This window comes from Mycobacterium sp. NGS54, assembly GCF_059812465.1.
On sequence record NZ_JCALCS010000001.1, the window covers coordinates 179356 to 200777 of the forward strand.

Genomic DNA, 21422 nt, shown 5'->3' on the forward strand with positions numbered 1-21422 from the left:
TCGCACTGCGCACGCCGCAAACGTGCGATTCTGCGTCTGCTCGGCACAGTCAGGCCAGGAGCCGGTTCGCGCACGCGATCACCGCGCGCAGCGCCGACTGGGTCGGATCCTCCGAGAGGCCCATCGCCCACTCGGCGCGAATCCCGTCGCTGCCGCGGATGAACGTGGCCGTGTCCGCGCCGCAACCGATCTGGTGAAACCGCAGCATCTCCACCGTGATCCCGCGCTGGTGCAGCATCTCGGTGAGGGCGGCGATCGGACCGCTGGCGGCGGCGGTGGACGCGCTGATGTGGTCGCCGACGGCGATCATCGCCCGGAAATTGCGGGCCTGTGGGCCGAGCCGCCCCGCGGGTCGCTCGGCGTCGGTGCAGGCCCAGTGCCCCAGTCGCAGCGGGCCGGCGGTGCGACCGTAGGTGGCGACGAAGGCCTCCCACGACATCGCCTCGGCCTCCTCGCGCAGCCCGCGCGGCAAGGCTGCGCCGAAGTGGGCGCCTGAGGGGGCGAGGGATTTGGTGAGAGCCACGGTTTCGGTCTTCTCTGATCAGCAGGAGCGACCGACGGTAGTAGCTTCCGACCCACAGCGGGGGGTCGGTCTGGGATCAGACCCCGCTGCGGGTGCTGGCTACTACGGCACGATGAAGACGCACGAGCGCCGACATTAGACGCCTCCGGCGCGCAATTGCAAATCTATTTCGCGCGGCGGGCTAAGGCCTTGCCGCACAAGTGCTTCCTATCCGTTCGACCCGGACGACGCGTCGACCCGCAGATAGGCCTGGATCGTCGTCCCGGCCGGCGTGGTGTGCGTGCGGACCAGGTCGGATATGGCGTTGACCAGATACAGCCCGCGACTGGCCGGGCCGCTCGGGCCGGGGTCCAGGCGCCCCACCAGCGGGTCGCCCAGCCGTCCGGTGTCGCGCGCCTCGCAGACCAGATGCTCGTCCTCGCGCCAGAAGGCCAGGCGGCAGGCCCCGTCGGTGTACATCAGGCTGTTGCTGGCCAGCTCCGTGGCGATCAGCTGCAAGTCCTCGATGCCGTCCGGCGACATCCCCACCCAGCCGGCGTAGTCGACGGCGAACGAGCGGGCGGGCCGCAGGTCCGCCGACTTCCTGACCATGTACGTGACGGCGCCCGGATTGACGGCGAGCGGTTGGTTGCACCGATCCAGGACGTCGTCGGGCGCGTATTCGGCGCTGCGCTGCAGCGCGCCGCCGCTCCACAGCAAGGGGTGCGTCGCGCGGGCGTCCGCCAGCACCTCGTCACCCAGCACGCTCGCGTCGTACAGGCACAATCCGGTCGCCGGGTATCCCTCGAGGGCTGAGTTGACCAGCGCCTCGTGTTCGGAGCAGGCGACGATTTCCTCGTCGGTGCGTTCCGGCCAGGCCAGCTCGCTCACGATTCGCACCCGCCGACCCCGGTGCTCGTCGATGAAGGAACCCTCCATGGCCATGAATCGGCTCGGGTTTCGGCCGATCTCGGCGATGTCGACCATCCGCAGTTCCGCGGCGAAGCCGCCGTCGGGTCCGGGCAACGCCTCGCTCAGCGCGTCCAGCTTGTCGCCGGGCACCGCCACCAGAACGGCCTCGCCCAGCGCCAACCCGTCGACGATGAAGCGAACCACAAAGTCGCGGCACTCCCCTTGCGAACGGTAAAGCAGCCCGGAATGAACGAAACCCGATTGAGCGGCTTGCGTTCCCCCCACGCCCCCCGTCACCCTTGCGCGCTCGCTTTCGATCACAAGTGCCAACCCCCTGCTGGACCGGCCGTACGTCACTTCCCACTTCAGTACCCCAGAAGGCCGTTCGGTATGCCGACGACCGCGTCACACCCGGGCGGCTACAGCCACCAGGAGGCGGCGGCGTCCAGGTGCCGACGGATGCGGTAGCGGGCGAGGCTGTCGTCGCCGTCTTCGATCGCCTGCAGAATCCGCAGATGAGCGTGCTCGACGGCGTCGACGTCGGTCCAGGACGGCTCCGTCGGCGCGGTACTGGTCCAGTGCCGACGAAACAGCTCGATGATGATGCGCAGGAACAGGTCCAGCAGCGCGTTGCCGGCCAGCTGCGCCAATCCGAGGTGGAACCGGACCTCCTCGGCGACCGCCTTTCGCACGTCGCCGGCGTGCGGGCCCGGTCGGGTTGCCAAAAACGCCGCCACCCCGGACTCGCTGCGCCGCTTGACGATTCTGGCGACGTTGTCGATCTCGATGGCATCGCGGACGCAGCGCAAGTCTTCCCGCGTCGGCCCGCGGTATTGCAGGTACAGCGCGATGGTGTCGATGCTGGCCTCGGCATGCGGTTCGGTGACGATCAACCCGCCGCCGGGCCCGCGACGCATCCGCGCCACCGAGTGATATTCGAGCAGCCGCACCGCTTCCCGGAACACCGCGCGGCTGACGCGGTAGCGCTCCAGCAGGGCGGTCTCCGTTCCGAATACCGAGCCGACCTGCCAGCCGTCGGCCGCGATCTCGTCGCCGATGGTGGCGGCCAGCATCTCGGCGAGCTTGCCGTGCGGCGCGTCACCGTCGACGGCCCGCAGCCGGCGCGCCCCCCGCGCCCGGGTCCCCTCGCCGGGGTAATGCCGCTGCAGCCAGGCGGTCACCGCTTCGACGTGTCGTTCGGAGAGCGTCTTGGCCCGCGCCGCGTCGCCGGCGGTGACGGCCCCGACGAGCCGGGAGTGGTCCCTGTTCATGTGCTCGACGGCCTCGATGGCCTCGGTCGCCGAGCCGGCCCGCGACTGCAGGGCGTATCGCGTGGTGAGCCGCATCAGGATGTCGATGAACAATTGCAGGACCGGGCTTTTCGATTGCTCCGCCAGCGCGATGTGGAACTCGTCGCGCGGCGCCGGCAGGCCCGGCCGCCACTGCTCCTCCGCCCGCAACACCGCGCGTAGCCGGTCGATGCCGGCTTCGTCGATGCGTTCCGCCGCCAGGGACGCCGCCAGCGGCTCGAGCACCAGACGCGCGTTGAGCAGGTCGACCAGCGTGATGCCGAGGTACTCGAGGTAGATCACCACGGCGCGGGTCGCGGGGCCGGCGTCCGGCCGGCAGATCAGCAACCCGCCGCCCGGTCCGCGGCGCATCCGGGCGACCTGGTGGTGTTCGACCAGGCGAACCGCCTCCCGCAGCACCGATCGACTCACGCCATACCGCTGTTGCAGGGCGTGTTCGGAACCCAGCGATTCGCCGACGGTCCAGCCGCGGCGGACTATGTCCGCCTCGATGTGGCGGGCAATCTGCGCGGCGAGTTTGTCCGCCGGACCGGAATCGCGCTGTGCCACGAGCTATCTCAGCAAGTGAGCAACATGCATCCGGCGACGGGTCCACCGCCCACGGAAACCACGCCGACCTCGGGGCGTTTCGACACCTGACGCTCCCCCGCTTCGCCGCGCAGCTGCAGGCACCCTTCGTGCAAAGCCCAGTAGCCGTGCATGCGCCCCGCCGACAGCTGGCCGCCGTAGGTGTTCAGCGGCAGTTGGCCGTCGCGGGCGATCCGCGCTCCGCCCTCGACGAACGGCCCGGCCTCGCCGTCGCCGCATACCCCCAGCGCCTCCAGCCACGCGAGGGTGAGAAACGTGAAACCGTCGTACAACTCGGCCAGCTCCAGGTCGGCGGGCGTCAACTGGGTTCGCGACCACATCTGCGCGGTCGCGTCGGACATCGCCATCTTCGGGTAGTCGTCGCGGTGGAACCAGCCGCCGGCGCCGTCGGATCCGCCGATCGCCTCCACCGCCACCGCGCGGTGCGGGCAGTCGCGGGCATAGTCCGCGTTCGACACCACCACCGCGATCGAGCCGTCGATGGGGACGTCGCAGTCCAGCAGGCCGAACGGCGTCGACACCGGCCGCGCCCCCAGGTAGTCGGCCATGGTCATCGGTTCGCGGTAGACCGCAAGGGGATTCAGCGCGGCGTTGCGTCTGCCGTTGAGCGCCAGCCAGCCCAGCTGTTCCTTGGTGGTCCCGTACAGCTCCATGTGGCGGCGGCAGTTCAGCGCCAGCCAGTTCGCGGCGGAATAGGCGTGGGCCGCAACCAGGTCGTTGACATCGTCCATCGCACCGACGGCCGGCTTCGGTGCGCCTTCGGGCGTCTCGAACATCCGCGCGAGCGCGGGCGCCGGCGCGTTTTCCTCGCGCTTGACCGGGACCGTTCCGCCGAGCATTTGTATCGTCCGGTAGACGACGACGTGGCGTGCGCGTCGTTCGGCGACCGCACGGCAAGCCGACATCACCGGGCTCAGCAGGCCGCCGGTGCCGAAGCCGGCCCCGCAGTCCGCCGCCTCGATCCGCAGTTCGGCGTTGACGTCGGCGGCCGGCGTGTCGCCGAGGGTGGCGATCCCGTCGACGTCGGCCGGCGCGAGGCCGGCGTCCGCGATGGCGGCGCGCACCGCCTCCATGGTCAGCTCCAGGCCCGGGATCCCGGTGCGACGGCCGATTCGCGAGATGCCGAGCCCGGAAATGATCGCGTCTTTTTCGAAGTAGGTCATGTGCACCATCCGTCCAACCAACCTGCCGCCCACGCCGAACCAATAGAGTGTACTGTATTGGCCGTGTCAGGCGAGTTGCTCATCGAACACTGCGACGCTTGCGCGCGCTGGGTCCACCCGGCGGCCGGCGAATGCCGGGATTGCGGCGGACCGCTGGTGGCGCGGCCGGTTTCGGGGCGCGGCACGGTGTTCACCTACACGGTGAACCACCACCCGTATAACCCGGAGATCCCGACGCCCTACGTGATCGCGATCGTCGAGCTCGCCGAACAGAGCGGGCTGCGGCTGGCCGCCAACATCGTTGGCTGCGAGCCGGATTCAGTGACGTGCGGGATGCCCGTCGCCGTCCAGCCCGAGAAGGGCAGCGGCGGGGCGCCGCAATTCGCGCCGGCCCCATGACCGCGAGCAGACGCAGAATCGCACAAATTTCGGGTTTTCAGTGCGATTCTGCGTCTGCTCGGCGACAGAACCCAGCTAGTTGATCAGCGGGTCGCGCGGCATGCCCAGGATCCGCTCGGCGATCTGATTGCGGGTCACCTCGGAGGTGCCGCCGGCGATCGACATGCCGCGCGCGCCCATGATCATGCGGGCCGCCAGCGCTCCCGGCCCGTCGGCCAGCGCGACCTCGGAACCCAGCAGAGCGGCCGAGATCGCGGCGCCCTCGACCATGTGCTCGGCCAGCTTCAGCTTGGTGACGTTGCCCTCCGGGCCCGGGCCCGCCCCCTCGACGCTGCGGGCGACGCGGCGCAGGTTCAGCAGCCGCAGTGCGTGATCGTCGGCCAGGTAGTTGCCCACGCGAATCTTGGCCCCCGCCAACTGATCCGGCCGCTGCTTGGCCAAATCGATCAGCATCTCCGCCAGACCCTCGTAGAACGACCCACTGCCGCCGATGCTGACGCGTTCGTTGCCGAGCGTGGCCCGGGCGACGGTCCATCCGGTGTTGGGCGCCCCGACGACGTCCTCGTCGGGGACGAACAGGTCGTTGAAGAACACCTCGTTGAAATCCGAGCCGCCGGTGATCTGCCGCAGCGGCCGCACCTCGACCTCCGGGGCGTTCATGTCGACGATCACCGTGGTGATCCCGGCATGCTTGGGTGCGTCGGGGTCGGTGCGCACGGTGGCCAGGCCCCGCGCGCAGTAGTGCGCGCCGCTGGTCCACACCTTCTGCCCGTTGATCTTCCAGCCGCCGTCGACCCGGGTGGCGCGGGTCTTGATGGACGCCGCGTCCGATCCCGCGTCCGGCTCGGAGAACAGCTGACACCAGACCTCGTCCTTGCGCAGCGCCTTCTCCACGAATCGTTCGATCTGCCAAGGCGTCCCGTGCTGAATCAGGGTCAGGATCACCCAGCTTGTGATCCCGTAGTCCGGCCGCTTGATGCCCGCGGCGCCGAACTCCTCCTCGATCACCAGCTGCTCCACCGCGTCGGCGCCGCGCCCCCACGGCTTGGGCCAGTGCGGCATCACGTAGCCCGTCTCGATCAGCCTGTCGCGCTGCGCCTGCTTGTCCAAAGCCGCGATCTCGGCGGCGTCGGCGTGGATCCGGGTGCGCAGCTGCTCGGCCTCGGGCGGCAGGTCCAGGCTGTTCTCCCGCACGGCGCCGGCCGCGGTGCGCTCGAACGCATCGGCGGCCGGCGCGTCCCCGCCGAACAGCGCCGTGGTCACCAGCGCCCGGCGCAGGTGCAGGTGCGCGTCGTGCTCCCAGGTGAAGCCAATGCCCCCGTGCACCTGAATGTTCAGTTCGGCGTTGCGCGCATACGCCGGGAAGGCCAGCGCGCCGGCCACCGCGGCGGCAAGGCGGAACTGGGCTTCGTCCTCTGAGGAGTCCTCTTCCGCAGCGCGCGACGCGTCCCACACCGCGGCGGTCGCCGACTCGGCGGCCACCAGCATGTTCGCGCAGTGATGCTTGACCGCCTGGAAGGTCGCGATGGTCCGGCCGAACTGCTGGCGCACCTTGGCATAGGCGACGGCGGCCTCGACGCAATCCGACGATCCGCCGACGGCCTCCGCCGCGAGCAACGTCCGAGCCCGGGCCAGCGCCGACGGCCGCGCGCCCGCCACGATGTCGTCGGCGGTGACGCGCACGCCGTTCAGGCGCACGCGCCCGGAGCGCCGGGTGGGATCGAGGTTCTCCGGCACCTCCACCGACACGCCGTCGCGGGTCCGGTCCAGCAGCAGCACGTCGTCACCGGCGGCGACGACCAGCAGCTCGGCGAGCCCGGCACCCAGCACGATTCCGGCGTCGCCGTCCGCCACGCCGTCGCTGACCCGCACCTCGCCGTCCAGGCCGATCCCCCCGGTGACGGTGCCGTCTATCAGCCCGGGAAGCAGCCGCGACTTCTGCTCTGGGGTGCCGTCTTTCGCGAGCACCGCCGAGGCGATCACGGTCGGCACGAACGGCCCCGGCGCCACCGCGCGGCCGAGTTCCTCGACGACCACGACGAGCTCGGGCAGCCCATAGCCCGAGCCGCCGTGTTCCTCGTCGACGTGCAACCCGAGCCAGCCGAGCTCCACCAGGTCGTGCCAGAACGGGGGCCGGGATTCGTCGGCCGCATCGAGCAGGGAGCGGGCCGCCCAGCGCGCCTTCTGTGCGGTCAAAAACGCGCGGGCCACCTCGGCGAGTTCGCGATGGTCGTCGGTCAGGGCGATACCCATGAGGGGCCTCCTCGCTATCGGGCTGACTGCCTGCCCCGCTCCGAGGGGAGCGGGGCGGCTGCCTAAAGAGTGTACTTATTCCCCGGGGCGGCCCCGCGCCGGGGGTGGCTACTTAGGCGCGAAGCGCTGCCCGGCGTCCAGCCGCAGGCACTGGCCGTTGAGCATCGGGTTGTCCACGATGGCCGCCGCCAGCTTGGCGTACTCGATGGGCCGGCCCAGGCGCTTGGGGAAGGCCGCGTCCTTGGTCAGCGCGGCTGCGAATTCGTCCGGGATGCCCTGGGTCAGCCCGGTGGCGAACAGGCTCGGCGCGATCGCCAGCACCCGGATCCCCAGCGAGCCCAGGTCACGCGCCATGGTCAGGCACATGCCCGCGATACCCGCCTTGGCGGCGGTGTAGGCGACCTGCCCGATCTGGCCCTCGAACGCCGCGATCGAGGCCGTGTTGATGATGACGCCGCGCTCTTCGTCCTCGGGTTCGTTCTTGGCCATGTGGGCGGCCGCCAGCCGGCTGATGTTGAAGGTGGCGATGAGGTTGAGGTCGATGACCGACTGGAAGGACTCCAGGTCGTGCGGGCCGGACTTGGTCATCGTCCGCTTGGCGATGCCGCCGCCGGCGGTGGTGATGATGACGTGCAGGCCGCCTAGCTCGTCGACCGCGGTCTGCAGCGTCTCCTCGGTGCCGGCGAAGTCGGTCACGTCGACCGGGTGGAACGAACCGCCGACGGCCTCGGCGACGGTCTTGCCGTCGGAGCCCTCGCGGTCGAGGATGGCGACGTCCGCGCCACGCTCGTGCAGCAGTTCGGCGCTGGCGCGACCCATCCCCGACGCGCCGCCGATGACGACGACCTTCTTCCCGTTGATCTCCATCCGGGCCTCCTTTTCCAGGCTTGTCAGAATCCATCAAATTTGTAACGTTTCCTAGGCACGCTAGCGTGTCGGCCCGGCGGGGTTGACCCCGCCTTGTTCAAGAGCCATGCCAAGCTCGGTTGCGTGCTCCTTCTCGACGTCGCAAGCACCTCGCTTAATGTCGGCGGGACGTCGTCGCGGCTGACCAAGGTCGCCCACATCGCCGAGCTGCTGCGCCGCGCCGCCGCCGACCCGCAGGCGGTGGCGACCATCGTCTCGTGGCTGTCCGGTGAGCTGCGCCAGCGCCAGATCGGCGTCGGCTGGGCGGCGCTGCGCTCCCGGCCGCCGCCGGCGGCCGAACCGGTGCTGACGGTCCCCGGCGTCGACGCCGCCTTCACCGAGATCGGGGCGGTGTCGGGCAAGGGGTCGCAGGCGCGGCGCGCCGAACTCCTGCGCGCGTTGTTCGCCGCGGCGACCGAAACCGAGCAGGCGTTCCTGGCGCGGCTGCTCGGCGGCGAGCTGCGCCAGGGGGCGCTGGCCGGGATCATGGCCGACGCCGTCGCCAGGGCCGCCGGAATCCCCCTCGCGGCGGTGCAGCGCGCCGCGATGCTGGGCGGCGATCTGCCGGCCGTCGCGGCCGCCGCCCTGTCCGGCCAAGCCGCGGCCCTGGACGCGTTCACCCTGCGGGTGGGCCGGCCGGTCAGCCCGATGCTGGCCCAGGCCGCGACCGGCGTGGCCGACGCGATCGAGCGCCACGACGGCACAACGATTTTCGAGGCGAAGCTGGACGGCGCGCGCGTGCAGATTCACCGGGCCGGCGACGATGTCACGGTGTACACCCGCAGCCTTGACGACGTCACGGCGCGGCTCCCCGAGGTCGTCGAGGCGACGCTGGCGCTGCCGGTGACCGACCTGATCGCCGACGCCGAGGCGATCGCGCTGCGGCCGGACAACTCACCGCACCGCTTCCAGGTCACGGCGTCGCGGTTCGGCCGGTCCGTCGATGTGGCTAAAGCCCGTGCGGCGCAGCCGCTCTCGGTGTTCTTCTTCGACGTCTTGCACCGCGACGGCGTCGACCTGCTGGATGCGCCGACCACCGACCGGCTGGCCGCCCTGGACACGCTGGTGCCGCCCGCGCAGCGGGTCGACCGGTTGACGACGTCGGATCCCGCGGCGGCCGCCGGCTTCCTGGCCGCCACGCTGGCCGCCGGCCACGAGGGGGTGATGGCCAAGGCGCCCGGCGCCGCCTACCTCGCGGGCCGGCGCGGGGCGGGCTGGCTCAAGGTGAAGCCGGTGCACACGCTGGACCTGGTGGTGCTCGCCGTGGAGTGGGGTTCCGGGCGCCGGCGCGGCAAGCTCTCCAACATCCACCTGGGCGCCCGCGACCCGGCCACCGGCGAATTCGTCATGGTGGGAAAGACTTTCAAAGGGATGACCGACGCCATGCTGGACTGGCAGACCGCCCGGTTCAGCGAGCTCGCGATAACCGGCATCGACTCCTATGTCGTGCAGCTGCGTCCCGAGCAGGTGGTCGAGATCGCCCTGGACGGGGTGCAGAAGTCGTCGCGCTACCCGGGCGGGCTGGCGCTGCGGTTCGCCCGGGTGGTGCGCTACCGCGACGACAAGGGCCCGGCCGAGGCGGACACCATCGACGCGGTGCGGGCGCTGTATTAAAACGCGCGTTGTCCATTTTGCGCGCGTAGGGTTTTTCGCCGTGGCAGTCAAAGAGCACGACAAAGGCGTCAGCTTCATCCGCACCCACGAGCACCTCCCACCGGTCGCGATCATCGACCGCTCCCCCATCACCACCCGGCACAAGATCGTCTTCGCCGCCATCGCCGTGATCGGCGCCGTCGCGTGGGCGATCATCGCGTCCGCCCGCGGCGAGACGGTCAACGCCGTCTGGTTCGTGATCGCCGCGAGCTGCACGTACATCGTCGGCTACCGGTTCTACGCGCGGCTGATCGAGATGAAGATCGTCCGCCCGCGCGACGACCACGCCAGTCCCGCCGAGGTTCTCGACGACGGCACCGACTACGTGCCGACCGACCGGCGCGTGCTGTTCGGCCATCACTTCGCCGCCATCGCCGGGGCGGGACCCCTGGTGGGGCCGGTGCTGGCCACCCAGATGGGCTACCTGCCCGGGGCGATCTGGATCGTCCTCGGCGCGGTGTTCGGCGGCTGCGTGCAGGACTACCTGGTGCTGTGGATCTCCACCCGGCGCCGCGGCCGCTCCCTGGGCCAGATGGCCCGCGACGAGCTGGGCGCGGTGGGCGGGGTCGCCGCGCTCGCCGGTGTCCTCGTCATCATGGTGATCCTGATCGCGGTGCTGGCGATGATCGTGGTGAAGGCGCTGGCCGAAAGCCCATGGGGCGTCTTCTCCATCGCCATGACCATCCCCATCGCCCTGTTCATGGGCGCCTACCTGCGGTTCCTGCGTCCCGGGCGGGTGTCCGAAGTGTCGCTGATCGGGTTCGCGCTCCTGATGCTCGCCGTGGTGTCCGGCAACTGGGTCGCCGAGACTCCTTGGGGCGCAGCCTGGTTCACCCTGTCTCCGGTGACCCTGTGCTGGTGCCTGATCGGCTACGGCCTCGCCGCCTCGGTGCTGCCGGTCTGGTTGCTGCTCGCGCCCCGCGACTACCTGTCGACGTTCATGAAGGTCGGCGCCGTCGGGCTGATCGCCGTCGGCATCCTCATCGCCCGGCCGGAGATGCAGGCCCCCGCGATCTCGCAGTTCGCCACGCGGGGTAACGGCCCGGTGTTCGCCGGCTCGCTCTTCCCCTTCCTGTTCATCACCATCGCGTGCGGCGCGCTGTCCGGGTTTCACTCGCTGATCTCGTCCGGGACGACGCCGAAGCTGCTGGAGAAGGAAGGTCAGATGCGGGTGATCGGCTACGGCGGGATGATCACCGAGTCGTTCGTCGCCGTCATGGCGCTGATCACCGCGTCGATCCTCAACCAGCACCTGTATTTCGCCCTCAACGCGCCGGCCGCGCAGACCGGCGGCACCGCGGCCACCGCCGCGCAGTACGTCAACAAGCTCGGCCTGCCGGGCGCGCCGGCCACCGCCGACCAGATCGCCCAGGCCGCCGGCAGCGTCGGCGAGAAGACCATCGTGTCGCGCACCGGCGGGGCGCCCACGCTCGCGTTCGGCATGTCCGAGGTGCTGCAGCGAGTGTTCGGCGGCACCGGCCTCAAGGCGTTCTGGTATCACTTCGCGATCATGTTCGAGGCGCTGTTCATCCTGACCACCGTCGACGCGGGGACCCGGGTCAACCGCTTCATGCTGTCCGACGCGCTGAGCAACTTCGGCGGACCGCTGGCCAAACTGCGCAACCCGAGCTGGCGCCCCGGGGTCTGGCTCTGCAGCCTGGTCGTCGTCGCCGCGTGGGGCGGCACCCTGCTGATGGGCGTGACCGACCCGCTGGGCGGCATCAACACCCTTTTCCCGCTGTTCGGCATCGCCAACCAGCTGCTGGCGGGGATCGCGCTGACCGTCGTCACCGTGGTCGTCATCAAGAAGGGCCTGCTGAGGTGGGCCTGGATTCCCGGAGTTCCGCTGCTGTGGGACCTGACCGTCACGCTGACCGCGTCCTGGCAGAAGATCTTCTCCGGCGATCCCGCGGTCGGCTACTGGACACAGCACTCCCAGTACCTGGCGGCGAAACACGCCGGCAAGACCGCGTTCGGTGCGGCGAAGAACGCCCGCCAGCTCGACGAGGTCATCAGGAACACCTGGATTCAGGGCACCCTGTCCGTCGCCTTCGCGTTGGTCGTCGTCATCGTGTTCGCCGCAGGAATCGCCGTCGCGCTCAGGGCGATTCGCGGCGGCGGACGGCCGTTGACCGAGGACGAACCGGTGCCGTCGGAAAGGTTCGCGCCCGCCGGGCTGATTCCCACCCCCGCGGAGCGGGACGTGCAGCGACAATGGGACGCGGTCCCGATCCCCGCCGCGAAATCCTCAGGTGCTCAACATGTTTAGAACGGGTCGAACCCCGATATCAGCCGGCGCCCGTCGACCGCGCTTGGTAGGCGCGTAATCCCAACCAACCGACAGGGCGGCATCCGGTGGGGGCGCGTCGTCCTTGGCGGTGTCGTCAGCCTCGCCGGTCGACTCGCTCAATTCGGGGGCAAAAGCATCGACTGCCATGTGCGCTCCTTCCCGCCATTGGCGGCCAGGTCGGATTGTGTGTAGAGGTGCCCGTCGGGGCCGAGGTAAGTCCCGGTCGCGGGGTCATATTCCGCACCCGGTATCGGAAGCGGCGCGGCAGCGGGTGGAGCTGCCGGGGCCGGCGCGCCAGGCGGCAGTTGCGGGACGGGCTGACCCGACAGCGTGGCGTTCGGGTCACCTTTCCAGTTGTAGCCGTCGTTGAGAGGGACGTAATTTTCGTCGCTCTCGCACATCTGGACCGTCGGGGCGCGCTTGCCGGGCTGGCCGACGCACGGCATGTTGCGGACGCCGCGGACGTTTTGTGGCGAATCCTGGGGCACGCGGCAGTACAAGTCACCTTCGGGTCGATCCGGGTAGTCCTCCCAGGAAGGCACCCGTCGCTGTTGGGGCGGCAAGAAGCCGGTAGCGCACGGCGGCGGCAGGTTGAGGCGCAGGTTGAAGCTCAAGAAGACACCCTTGTATCCCTGCTTGGTGTTCCGGTTCGGCACACCGATCGCCTGGAGGGTGGCCACCGCCTGGGGCAGCAACACCAACAGTTGCTCGAGGCCGGGGTGATAGGTCACCGCGACCTGCCCGACGCTGATCAAGTTGGCGAGCAAGACCGGCACCGCCGGGTTCACCCGATCGAACAGTTGACGGACTTCCCGAGCGGCGGCGCCTCCCCGCTGCAGCACTCCGCCGACGGCGGAGTTGTTCGTCTTCAGACCTTGGGTGATGTCGGCGAGGTGACCGGCCCACGCCTGCACCGCATCACGCGAGTCGGCCTGGCTGTCCAGCACCGGCTTGGACTGGTCTATCAAGGTAAGCAGTGCGCCCAGATTCTTGCGGGCGTCGGTGGACAGTGCGGTGCTACCCACCACGAGCCGCGAAATTTCCGGCCCCAGCCCACCGAAACCCGTATACGCCTCGTCGACCGCCGTCTTGAGGTTCTCGCGCGGGATCGACTCCATTCCCCTGTTCACCGCATCCAACAGCGTATCGAGATCCGGAGGCACCGAGACTCGATCGAGTGGAATCACATCTCCATCTTTGAGCGGCGGCGAGTCTCTGCGCGGAAGCAACGTGACGTACTGCTCACCCACCGCCGACTGGCTGTGCACCTGGGCCTCGACATCCGATGGAACGTCGATACCGGACTTCAGCGAAAGGACAGCCGCAACACCGTCTTTGGTGAGGCTCACTCTCTCCACCCGGCCGATCTCGGTTCCGCGATAGGTCACGTTCCCACTGACATACAGACCAGCGGCCTGAGGCAGCTCAACGGTGACCCGGTAACGCCCGATCCCGAACATGGCCGGCAGCTGAATGTAGCCGAACACCATGACCGAGCCACCCACCAGCGCGACAATCCCAAAGATGGCCAGCTGGATGAGGATTCGTCGCGTCAAGGGTGGCATGTCAACGCCCCTGGTCCCAATGATAAGGCGCAACAAGCGGATTGCCGGACGTGTAGGGACTCGGCATTTGTCCGATCGTGCGTCCCCACTGCAGCTCCAGCTCGGTCAGGTTGCCTTCCCAGCGGGTGCCGGTGAAGAAGGAGGCATCGAGCCGGCTCAGTGTCAAATCGATTATTGCCGTCAGATTGGCATAATCGCCGCGCGCCCATTTGCTGATGGTGTCCTTGGGAAACGGGTAAGTGGGAAGCAAGCCCAGCGCGCGAGTCAGGGCTGGACCGGCATCGGCGAGCGACTCCAGCACCGGCGCCAGATCCTTCAGTTCCTTGACCAAGGCCTCCTTCGTCTGATTCGTGGAGTCGGCCGCCAGCGCGCTGAACTTGCCGAACTGATCGAGCGCATCCACCAGCTGCTGCCGCTCGTCCTTGAGCGTGGCAAGCGCATCGGGGACGGTCTGCAACGCCCGGTCCACCACGGGGGTCTGGTCGGCGAACTGGCCGACCAGATTGTTCAGGCTCTCGGTCGCAGCGATGATGTCACCGGTCTGGTCGCTGACGCGGCCGGTGAAGATGTCAAGTTGCTCGATCAGGCTCCGCAGGTCATCGGCACGCCCGGCCAATGCCGTGCTCAGCGACTCCGTGATGTCCTGAATCTGGCCGATACCACCACCATTGAGCAGCAACGAGATCGCGGCGAGCGTCTGCTCGGTCGACGGGTAACTGCCCGCCGAGGCCAGCGGGATCAGCGATCCCTCTCTCAGCTTCCCCCGGGGTGGCACGCCGGTAGGCGGGGCCAGCTCGATATGCAGCGAACCAAGCAGGCTGGTTTGGCCGATCGTTGCGGCCGCATTGGCCGGCAGGTCGACGTCGCCGTTGAGCCTGATCGTCAGCAGGGCATGCCAGCCCTGGCGCTCGATCCGGGTGACGTTACCGACCGTGACGTCCCCTACTTGTACACGGGAGTTCTGCTCGAGGGTGCCGACATCGGGCATCTGGGCCTGGATCGTGAACGCGCCCGGGCCTCGGCCCGCGGTGCCCGGCAGGGCGACCGAATTGAGGCCCCGCCAGCCGCAGCCGGCCAGCCCGGCCACGGCCAGCGCCAGTAACACGCCAGCCGCGCCGCGGTAAACCCGCCGCGATCTGGCCATCATGAGCCACCCCCGTCGGGCAACAGCAACCCGCGCAGGCCATCCGCGGGGTCGCTCGCATGAACCTCATTAGGTTGCGGTGGAACGTAATCGGGCCGCATCCAGTCTTCGCTGTAGGTAACCTCGTTGGGCCGTGCGGCGGCACCAGCGATCAGGTTCTCTCCCAGCGGCGGGAAGTTGTACTGACGGTTCTTCATGATCGGCGCGAGATACTGCACGCACAATTTCGCCGATTGGTCCCAGCCCAGGCGCGACGCCGCCTGAATCGCCCCGCAGAGGAACGAGACCGGGTTGGCGAAGTTGTTGAACGCCGGTGCACCACTCAATGTGCCCTGGGCGGGCTGATAGATATTCATGAAGTTCTGCAGCTCGGTCGGTGCGATGTGGAGCGCCTGCTTGATGTCGTCGAGACTGTTTGTCAGCGCCGTGGATAACGACGTCAGCTTGTCCGACGTCGTACCCAACGCTTCGCGGTTGTCGGCCACGAAGGCCGCGACGTCGCCGACCACCTCGTTGAGGGCCGCGACGGCACTGCCGACCTCGTCCGGCTCGTTGGCGAGCACCCCGGTCACCGAGGCCAGGTTCTGGTTGAGCTGCCGCATGAGGTCGGAGCTGCTTTGCAGCGCAGAAACCAAGACTGACAGGTTCTTCACGGCGCTAAATGCGTCGTTGCTGTGATCGCCGAGCGCCGAAACCGCCTGTGAGAGCTTGATCAGGGTGTCCCTGATGGTCGCTCCCTGGCCGCGCAGGTTGTTCGCGGCGGTGTTCACCAGCGCACCCAGCGCACTGACACCGCCGGGCTGGGTTGGCTGCAGCATCTGGGTGAGTTTTTCGAGGTCCTTGCGCAGGTCGTCCCATTCCACCGGAACGGCGGTGCGCTGCAACGGAATTACGGTGTCGTTTTGCATCTGCGGTCCACCGGTGTAGGCCGGTGTCAGCTGAATGGCCCGCGAGGTCACCAAGGACGGTGACAGGATCACGGCCTTGGCATCGGCGGGCACCTGATACTTGCTGTCGTACCAGAAGGTGATCTTCACCCGCTGGGCTTGCGGCTCGATCCTGTCGATCTTCCCGACAGCTACTCCGAGGATGCGCACTTCGTCGCCGACGAAGATGCCGTTGCTGTTCGTGAAGTAGCCGACGATCGTCGTTCTGCGGGCCGTCGCGGACGAGTGCCACGCGACCGCGAGGCCCGAGATGAAGGTGAGCACCAGGAGGGCGGCTAAACCGATACGAGCGTTGGCGCGGTTCATCATTGGCCTGCCTTGGGCGGTGGCGGCGCTTCGCCGGGGGCCGGCGGCGGCGGTCCGGGCGGCGGTCCACCGGGGGGCGGCGCAGGCGGCGGCTCGCGGTATGGATAGCGGGGATCACCCGGGTTTCCGGTGATCGCGTCGGGAAGATTCAGCCTCGGCTCGCCGCCCTGGCCGGTGCGTGGGAAGGGCACGGGCAGGGCGGGTGTACCCGGCTGGCCTACCTGCGGATCGGTGAGCTGCGACGGCAGCAGCACGTTGGGGTCCAGACCCAGATCCTTGAATGCGGCATCGACGAACGGCTGAATGAACTGCCCGGGGATCAGGTTAGCGATGTAGAAGTTGAACCATGGACCCGAGGACATCGACTCGCCCAGAGACAGCGCGTAGGTCTTGAACTTCTTGATCGCCAACTGCACCCGCTCTTTGCGGTTGTCGACGATCGCCATGACCTCGTTGAGTTTGTCCAGTGCCGGCTTAAGCGTCTGCCGATTGTCCGCGATGAATCCTTTGAGCTGCCTGCTCATGGCGGAGATGTTGCCCGAAATCTGGTCCAGAGCACGGCTTTGGCTTTCCAACTGGGCGAGCAGCGCGTTGCTGTCGGCGACCAGGCGGACTATTTGGTCGGTGCGCTCCGACAGCACGGTGGTGGCTTTGTTGGCGTTGGCCAGAAGATTTCGCAGTTGCGCATCGCGGTCGTTCAGCGTTTTCGCGAATCGTGCGACACCGGCCATCGCGATTCTCAGGTCGTCCGGGGTATCGGAAAAGGTGCCCGCCAACACGTTGAGCGATTGGGACAGCCTGTTGGTGTCCAGCCCGCTGATGGTGGAGGCGAGATCGCCGAGCGCATCGGGCAATTGGTAGGGCGCGGTCGTGCGTTCGAGCGGGATCGGCCGGGACAACCTGCCGTCGCCGCGCGGTGTGACCTCGAGGATCTTGGCGCCCAGCAGGCTCTTGGTCTTGATCGCCGCCTCGGTGCGGTCGCCGAGGCGGATGTGTTTATCGACCTCGAATTCGACCAGCACCCGGGGTCCGTCCAACGAGATGCTATTGACCTTGCCGGCTTTGAAGCCCGAAACTTGCACCGCAGTACCGGTTAACAGGCCACCGGCCTCGGCGAAATATGCCGAATAGTCCCTGCCGTTGTCGAAGAACGGCAGCTTGGTGTACGTGAGCGAGGCCACCACCAATCCGGCGACCACCACAACGCCGACCGCGCCGACGGTGACCGGGTTGCGTTCCGAAAAGTACTTCATCGCGGCGTGCACCTCCCCGAGGGCTGGCCGATCACCTTGACGTAAACCGGTTGGCCGCCTTTGCCGTTCACCTTGAAGAGCAGCTCGCACAAATAGAAGCTGAAGAAGTCGCCGTAGAGACCCTGCCGGTTGAGCATCTGATAGGCGTCGGGAAGAGTATTGAGCAGGTTGTCGAAGTAGTCGCGATCGGCCAATATCAGACCCGCTATCCGGTCCGATTCTCCGACGATCTTTGCCAGCGGGGCGCGCCCCTGCGCGAGCAGGTCTGCGACCGAACCGGCTGCGGCGTTGGCGTAGGCGATCCCGGTGCTGATGTCCTGCCTGCGCTCACCCAGGGTCGCCAGCAATCGGGACAACGAGTCGACGGTCTTTGCGAACTGCGTGCTTTGGTCACCGAGTGAGCCGAGAACTGTATTCAGATTGACCACGACCTGTCCGATCAGCCGGTCCCGATCCGCGAGCGTGTTGGTCAGGGCGGCGGTCTTCACCAGCAACGAGCTGATCGTTGCGCCCTCGCCCTGGAACGCCTTGAGCAGCTCACTCGACAACGAGTTGATCTGGTCGGGATTCAGCGCGTGGAACAACGGACGGAAGCCGCCGATAAGCGCGTCCAAATCCAAAGCCGGCGCCGTTCGGCCCAGCGGAATGGTGCCACCGGGTCGCAGTTGTCTGATGCTACCGGCACCTTCCTCGAGCGCCAGATAGCGTCCACCGATCAGGTTTTGGTAGCGGATCACCGCCTTGCTGCCCTCTGTCAAGACCACCGAGGTGTCCACGCTGAATTCGACCAGTGCGGTGCCGTCGTCCTGAATTGAGATCTTCCGGACGTGGCCGACTTCGACCCCCGCTATGCGAACGAAGTTGCCGCTCTCTAGTCCCGACACGTTGGCAAACATCGCCGCGTAACCCGTTTCTTCTCCGAACCGCAGCTGCGCGAATATCGCCAACATCGCAAAGAGACCCAGCCCGCACACCACCATGAAGGTGGCCAGGCGCCAGATGGCGCCCCGCAGGTTTTCTCTCATCCTGGTTTCTCCTGTGTCGGCGGTTGAAATCAGGGCGCCGGTGTCGCCTGGTTGGGGGTCGGTGGGGTCGGCGTGGGTTGCATTTGTGCCGGTGCCGGGACGACGAACGGCTCGGATCCCGGTGGCGGAGGGCCTGATTCGCGTGGCCCGCCCGGCGGTGGGGCAGGCGGCAGACCGGGGTAGAGCGGGCTTCCGTCCGGTGCGTACTGCGTTGCACCGTAGGGCGGTGCGCCGGGGTACGGGATGGGTCCTGGCGCCGGGCCGCCCGGATATCTGATGCTGGGCGGTTCGGGTATCCCCCGAGTGACCGGAAGGTAGTTCGCGTAGCCCGGGAAGGCGATCCCGGGATTGGGCCGCAGATCCAGCCCGGTTCCCCAGCCGGTGTTCGTAATCAGTTGGCGCAGTGGCCAGTTCGCTGCGACATCGGGCAGCGATCCGCAGCCCGGTTTGCCGCCGGGTCCGCCCTTGGCCCCGACGACGGGCAGGTTCTGCGGGTAGCGGTACTGGTCGGCGCCGAACAGCGGGGTGCTGTCGATGATCAGCGAGTACCCGTTGGCGCCGCCGGTTGCGTCGAGATAGCCGGTATCGAGCGCGGTCTTGGCGCCGACCAGCATGCAGGTCAGCCCGGGGTTGTACTTCATCAGCAGACTGGTCGTCGGGTCGAGCAGGCTGGCGGCCTTGATGAGGTTGTCCTTGTTCGGGCCGATGAGCCGGATACCGCTGCGGGAGAGGCCGATGATCTCGGCGAGCAACGCGCCCAACGCCTGTGAATCGTCGGTGATGGTCGCACTGGTGACGGCCGAGGAGTCGAGTACCTTCAGGATGTCTCGCGCGGCAGCGCCGTAAGTATCGGCGAACCCCTTGACGGCCCGCGCGTCCGCCCGGATGGCCTCGGTGCGCGGATTGACCTCGCGCAGCACCTGGTCGGCGTCGGTGATGCTTTGCCCGATGATGGCGCCTCGGCCGCGCAGGCCTTCGGCGAGAGCGGACAGCACACCGTTAAGCTTCGCCGGGTCAATCTGATCCAAGATCTTGACCAGGTTGGCGAACATGTTGTTGACCTCGGTGCCGACACTCTCGGCCTTGATCACCGTCCCGGCGGCCAGGGGCTTGCGGCTGGGATCGCTCGGATAGACCAGGTCGACATATTTGGCGCTGAACAACGTCGTGGCCCGGATGCGGGCCCGCACGTTTGCCGGGATGTACCTGACTTCATCCGGGAAAATCTCCAGCTCGAGGCGCACCTGATCCTTCGCGGAGGTGATCTCGCTGACGCGGCCCACCTGCACGCCGCGCATCTTGACCTTGCTGCCGTGGTCCATCACCAGGCCCGCCCGGTCAGAGATCAGCGTCACCGAGACATACGACTTGAACGAGCCGCTGAACAGCCCGGCTGTCAGGGCGACGATTCCACCGATCGCGACCACCAAAATGAGCGTCCACCATGCGGGATGCATTCCCTGCGAGCGTGATTCCGACATCGTTATCCCTACCGGGCTATCCCGAGAGGTTGAAGTGTCCGGACTGGCCATGCACGGAAAGCGAGATCGCCAGCACTATGAGCGTCAACACGATGAGGGAGGTCCGCACCGAGTGGCCGACCGCCTCGCCCACCCCGGCGGGCCCTCCCCTGGCGTGGTAGCCGTAGTAGGTGTGCACCAGCATGATGGCGACCGCTGCGGTAATCACGGTGACAAACGACCACAGCAAATCCGTCGAGTTGAGGAAGGTGTGGAAGTAGTGGTCGTAGACGCCGGTGGACTGGCCGTAAATCCCCGTCGTGCCGAATCGGGCGGCCTGAAAAGCGCATACCACGGCCACGCAGTAGAGCGGAATTACCACCACCACGCCCGCCACGACGCGGGTGGAGACCAGGTAGGCGACAGACCGCACGGCCATCACCTCGAGCGCGTCGATCTCGTCGGCGATCCGCATCGCACCCAGTTGCGCGGTTGCTCCCGCGCCGATGGTGGCGGCCAGGCCGACGCCGGCCACCGCCGGTGAGATGATGCGCACGTTGACGTAGGCGGAGATGAAGCCGGTCATCGCCTCAACGCCGATGCCGGACAGCTGGTTATAGCCCTGCACAGCGATGACCGCGCCGGTCGACAAGGTGAGAAAGCCGACGATCACCACCGTGCCCCCGATCACCGCCAGCGCGCCGGTACCCAGGCTCATTTGGGCGATCAGCCGGAGGATTTCCTTGCCGTAGCGACCGAATGCGGTCCGCATCTCGGACAAGGTCTTCGCGTAGAAGGCCACTTGCGTGCCAACGTGATTCCAGCTGCCGGCAACGCCGCTCGCCGCGCGCGCCAACCACGCGAATCGCCGATCCACCACGCTGGTCATTGGGGCCCGGTATAGAAGACGGCCGTCGCGATGATGTTGATCACGAACAGGGCGATGAACGAGTAGACGACGGTTTCGTTGACGGCATTGCCGACACCTTGCGGGCCCCGGCGGACCGAGATGCCTTTGTAGCAGGCGATAAGGGCGGCCGCCATACCGAACAGCGCGCCCTTGACCAGACCCAGCATCAGATCGGGCAGGCGGGTCAGCAGCGTCAGGCTGGCCGCAAAAGCGCCGGGCGTCACATGCTGGACGAACACCGAAAAGACGAATGAGCCGGCCAGACCGACCAGCGTCACCAGCGACACCAATGACACCGCAACCACGGTGGCCGCCAGCACCCTTGGCGCAGCAAGCCGACGAACGGGGTCGACACCGAGGACCCGCAACGCATCGAGTTCGTCGTGGATGGCGCGGGAGCCGAGGTCGGCACACATCGCTGTCGCTCCCGTGCCGGCGACGACGAGGACCGTGACCACCGGCCCGATCTGGGTGACCGAGGCCGTCGCCGCCCCAGTGCCGGAGAAGTCCGCGGCGCCGAACTCGACCAGGAGGATATTCATGGTGAACACGACGAGCACGGTGAAAGGAATCGCGAGCAACAACGTCGGAATCACGGATACTCGCGCCACAAACCAGGTCTGCAACAGAAACTCCCGCCACGGGAAGGGCAGCTTGAACATCGCCACGAAGGTGTCCAATGACATGGCGAAGAATTCACCTATGGAGCGGAGGGGCTTGACGGCCGCGTCATAAGACATCACGGCCTTGACCTCCCGCGCTCATCATGTGACCAGCGAGCAAATACGAAATGCGTTTTTTCAGAACGCCATTCACCAGCCGATAATGGGCTCGGG

The 21422-nt window shown here is 67.7% G+C and carries 17 protein-coding genes; 3 read left to right on the top strand and 14 right to left on the bottom strand.

The genetic code is table 11. From position 1 onward, the window contains the following. Positions 1 to 49: 49 nt before the first annotated feature. From AC5Y5E_RS00870 to AC5Y5E_RS00885, 4 genes are all read right to left on the bottom strand, one after another. A complete protein-coding gene (locus AC5Y5E_RS00870; protein WP_499901124.1) occupies positions 50 to 523 on the bottom strand; it encodes a homocitrate synthase in 474 nt (157 codons plus the stop codon). Positions 524 to 730: 207 nt separating this feature from the next. After that, positions 731 to 1735 carry an anti-sigma factor RsbA family regulatory protein gene (locus AC5Y5E_RS00875; protein ID WP_499901125.1) on the bottom strand — a complete coding sequence of 335 codons (1005 nt, stop codon included), beginning with the start codon at positions 1733 to 1735 and terminating at the stop codon, positions 731 to 733. A gap of 98 nt (positions 1736 to 1833) precedes the next feature. Then, positions 1834 to 3273 (bottom strand): FadR/GntR family transcriptional regulator, encoded by a 1440-nt coding sequence (locus AC5Y5E_RS00880; protein WP_499901126.1) that lies wholly within the window; start codon positions 3271 to 3273, stop codon positions 1834 to 1836. Between the two features lie 8 nt (positions 3274 to 3281). Next, on the bottom strand, positions 3282 to 4475 hold the full coding sequence (locus tag AC5Y5E_RS00885; RefSeq protein ID WP_499901127.1) for a thiolase family protein: 1194 nt from the start codon (positions 4473 to 4475) through the stop codon (positions 3282 to 3284). Between the two features lie 63 nt (positions 4476 to 4538). Between AC5Y5E_RS00885 and AC5Y5E_RS00890 the strand changes: the two genes are divergently transcribed. Beyond that, the gene (locus tag AC5Y5E_RS00890) at positions 4539 to 4874 is read left to right on the top strand and encodes a Zn-ribbon domain-containing OB-fold protein (protein WP_499901128.1); all 336 of its coding nucleotides are present in this window, start codon (positions 4539 to 4541) and stop codon (positions 4872 to 4874) included. A gap of 75 nt (positions 4875 to 4949) precedes the next feature. Here the strand turns inward: AC5Y5E_RS00890 and AC5Y5E_RS00895 are convergent, their stop codons facing one another. Beyond that, positions 4950 to 7127, bottom strand: coding sequence for an acyl-CoA dehydrogenase family protein (locus AC5Y5E_RS00895; RefSeq protein ID WP_499901129.1), 2178 nt, complete (start codon positions 7125 to 7127; stop codon positions 4950 to 4952). A 108-nt stretch (positions 7128 to 7235) separates the two neighbouring features. Further along, a complete protein-coding gene (locus tag AC5Y5E_RS00900) occupies positions 7236 to 7994 on the bottom strand; it encodes an SDR family NAD(P)-dependent oxidoreductase (protein WP_499901130.1) in 759 nt (252 codons plus the stop codon). Positions 7995 to 8117: 123 nt separating this feature from the next. Between AC5Y5E_RS00900 and AC5Y5E_RS00905 the strand changes: the two genes are divergently transcribed. After that, positions 8118 to 9647, top strand: a complete 1530-nt coding sequence (locus AC5Y5E_RS00905; RefSeq protein ID WP_499901131.1) for an ATP-dependent DNA ligase — start codon at positions 8118 to 8120, stop codon at positions 9645 to 9647. 40 nt (positions 9648 to 9687) lie between these two features. Next, positions 9688 to 11955 carry a carbon starvation CstA family protein gene (locus AC5Y5E_RS00910; RefSeq protein ID WP_499901132.1) on the top strand — a complete coding sequence of 756 codons (2268 nt, stop codon included), beginning with the start codon at positions 9688 to 9690 and terminating at the stop codon, positions 11953 to 11955. Between the two features lie 137 nt (positions 11956 to 12092). On the opposite strand, the gene AC5Y5E_RS00915 is transcribed toward AC5Y5E_RS00910, so the two are convergent. The 8 genes from AC5Y5E_RS00915 to AC5Y5E_RS00950 are packed head-to-tail and all read right to left on the bottom strand — an operon-like array spanning position 12093 to position 21272. Then, the gene (locus tag AC5Y5E_RS00915; protein ID WP_499901133.1) at positions 12093 to 13541 is read right to left on the bottom strand and encodes an MCE family protein; all 1449 of its coding nucleotides are present in this window, start codon (positions 13539 to 13541) and stop codon (positions 12093 to 12095) included. A gap of 1 nt (position 13542) precedes the next feature. Beyond that, the gene (locus AC5Y5E_RS00920; protein WP_499901134.1) at positions 13543 to 14685 is read right to left on the bottom strand and encodes a virulence factor Mce family protein; all 1143 of its coding nucleotides are present in this window, start codon (positions 14683 to 14685) and stop codon (positions 13543 to 13545) included. Next, positions 14685 to 15938: a virulence factor Mce family protein gene (locus tag AC5Y5E_RS00925; protein ID WP_499901135.1), complete on the bottom strand. Its 1254-nt coding sequence runs from the start codon at positions 15936 to 15938 to the stop codon at positions 14685 to 14687. Before AC5Y5E_RS00925 ends, AC5Y5E_RS00920 begins: the two co-directional genes overlap by 1 nt. Then, complete coding sequence (locus AC5Y5E_RS00930) at positions 15938 to 17191, bottom strand: MCE family protein (RefSeq protein ID WP_499901136.1); 1254 nt, start codon at positions 17189 to 17191, stop codon at positions 15938 to 15940. Before AC5Y5E_RS00930 ends, AC5Y5E_RS00925 begins: the two co-directional genes overlap by 1 nt. Continuing rightward, positions 17188 to 18216, bottom strand: coding sequence for an MCE family protein (locus AC5Y5E_RS00935; protein WP_499901137.1), 1029 nt, complete (start codon positions 18214 to 18216; stop codon positions 17188 to 17190). Before AC5Y5E_RS00935 ends, AC5Y5E_RS00930 begins: the two co-directional genes overlap by 4 nt. 29 nt (positions 18217 to 18245) lie before the next feature. Beyond that, complete coding sequence (locus AC5Y5E_RS00940; RefSeq protein WP_499901138.1) at positions 18246 to 19697, bottom strand: MCE family protein; 1452 nt, start codon at positions 19695 to 19697, stop codon at positions 18246 to 18248. A gap of 16 nt (positions 19698 to 19713) precedes the next feature. Continuing rightward, positions 19714 to 20565, bottom strand: a complete 852-nt coding sequence (locus tag AC5Y5E_RS00945; RefSeq protein WP_499901139.1) for an ABC transporter permease — start codon at positions 20563 to 20565, stop codon at positions 19714 to 19716. Then, positions 20562 to 21272 carry an MlaE family ABC transporter permease gene (locus tag AC5Y5E_RS00950; protein WP_499901140.1) on the bottom strand — a complete coding sequence of 237 codons (711 nt, stop codon included), beginning with the start codon at positions 21270 to 21272 and terminating at the stop codon, positions 20562 to 20564. The genes AC5Y5E_RS00945 and AC5Y5E_RS00950 overlap by 4 nt, the downstream gene beginning before the upstream one ends. Between the last annotated feature and the right edge of the window lie 150 nt (positions 21273 to 21422).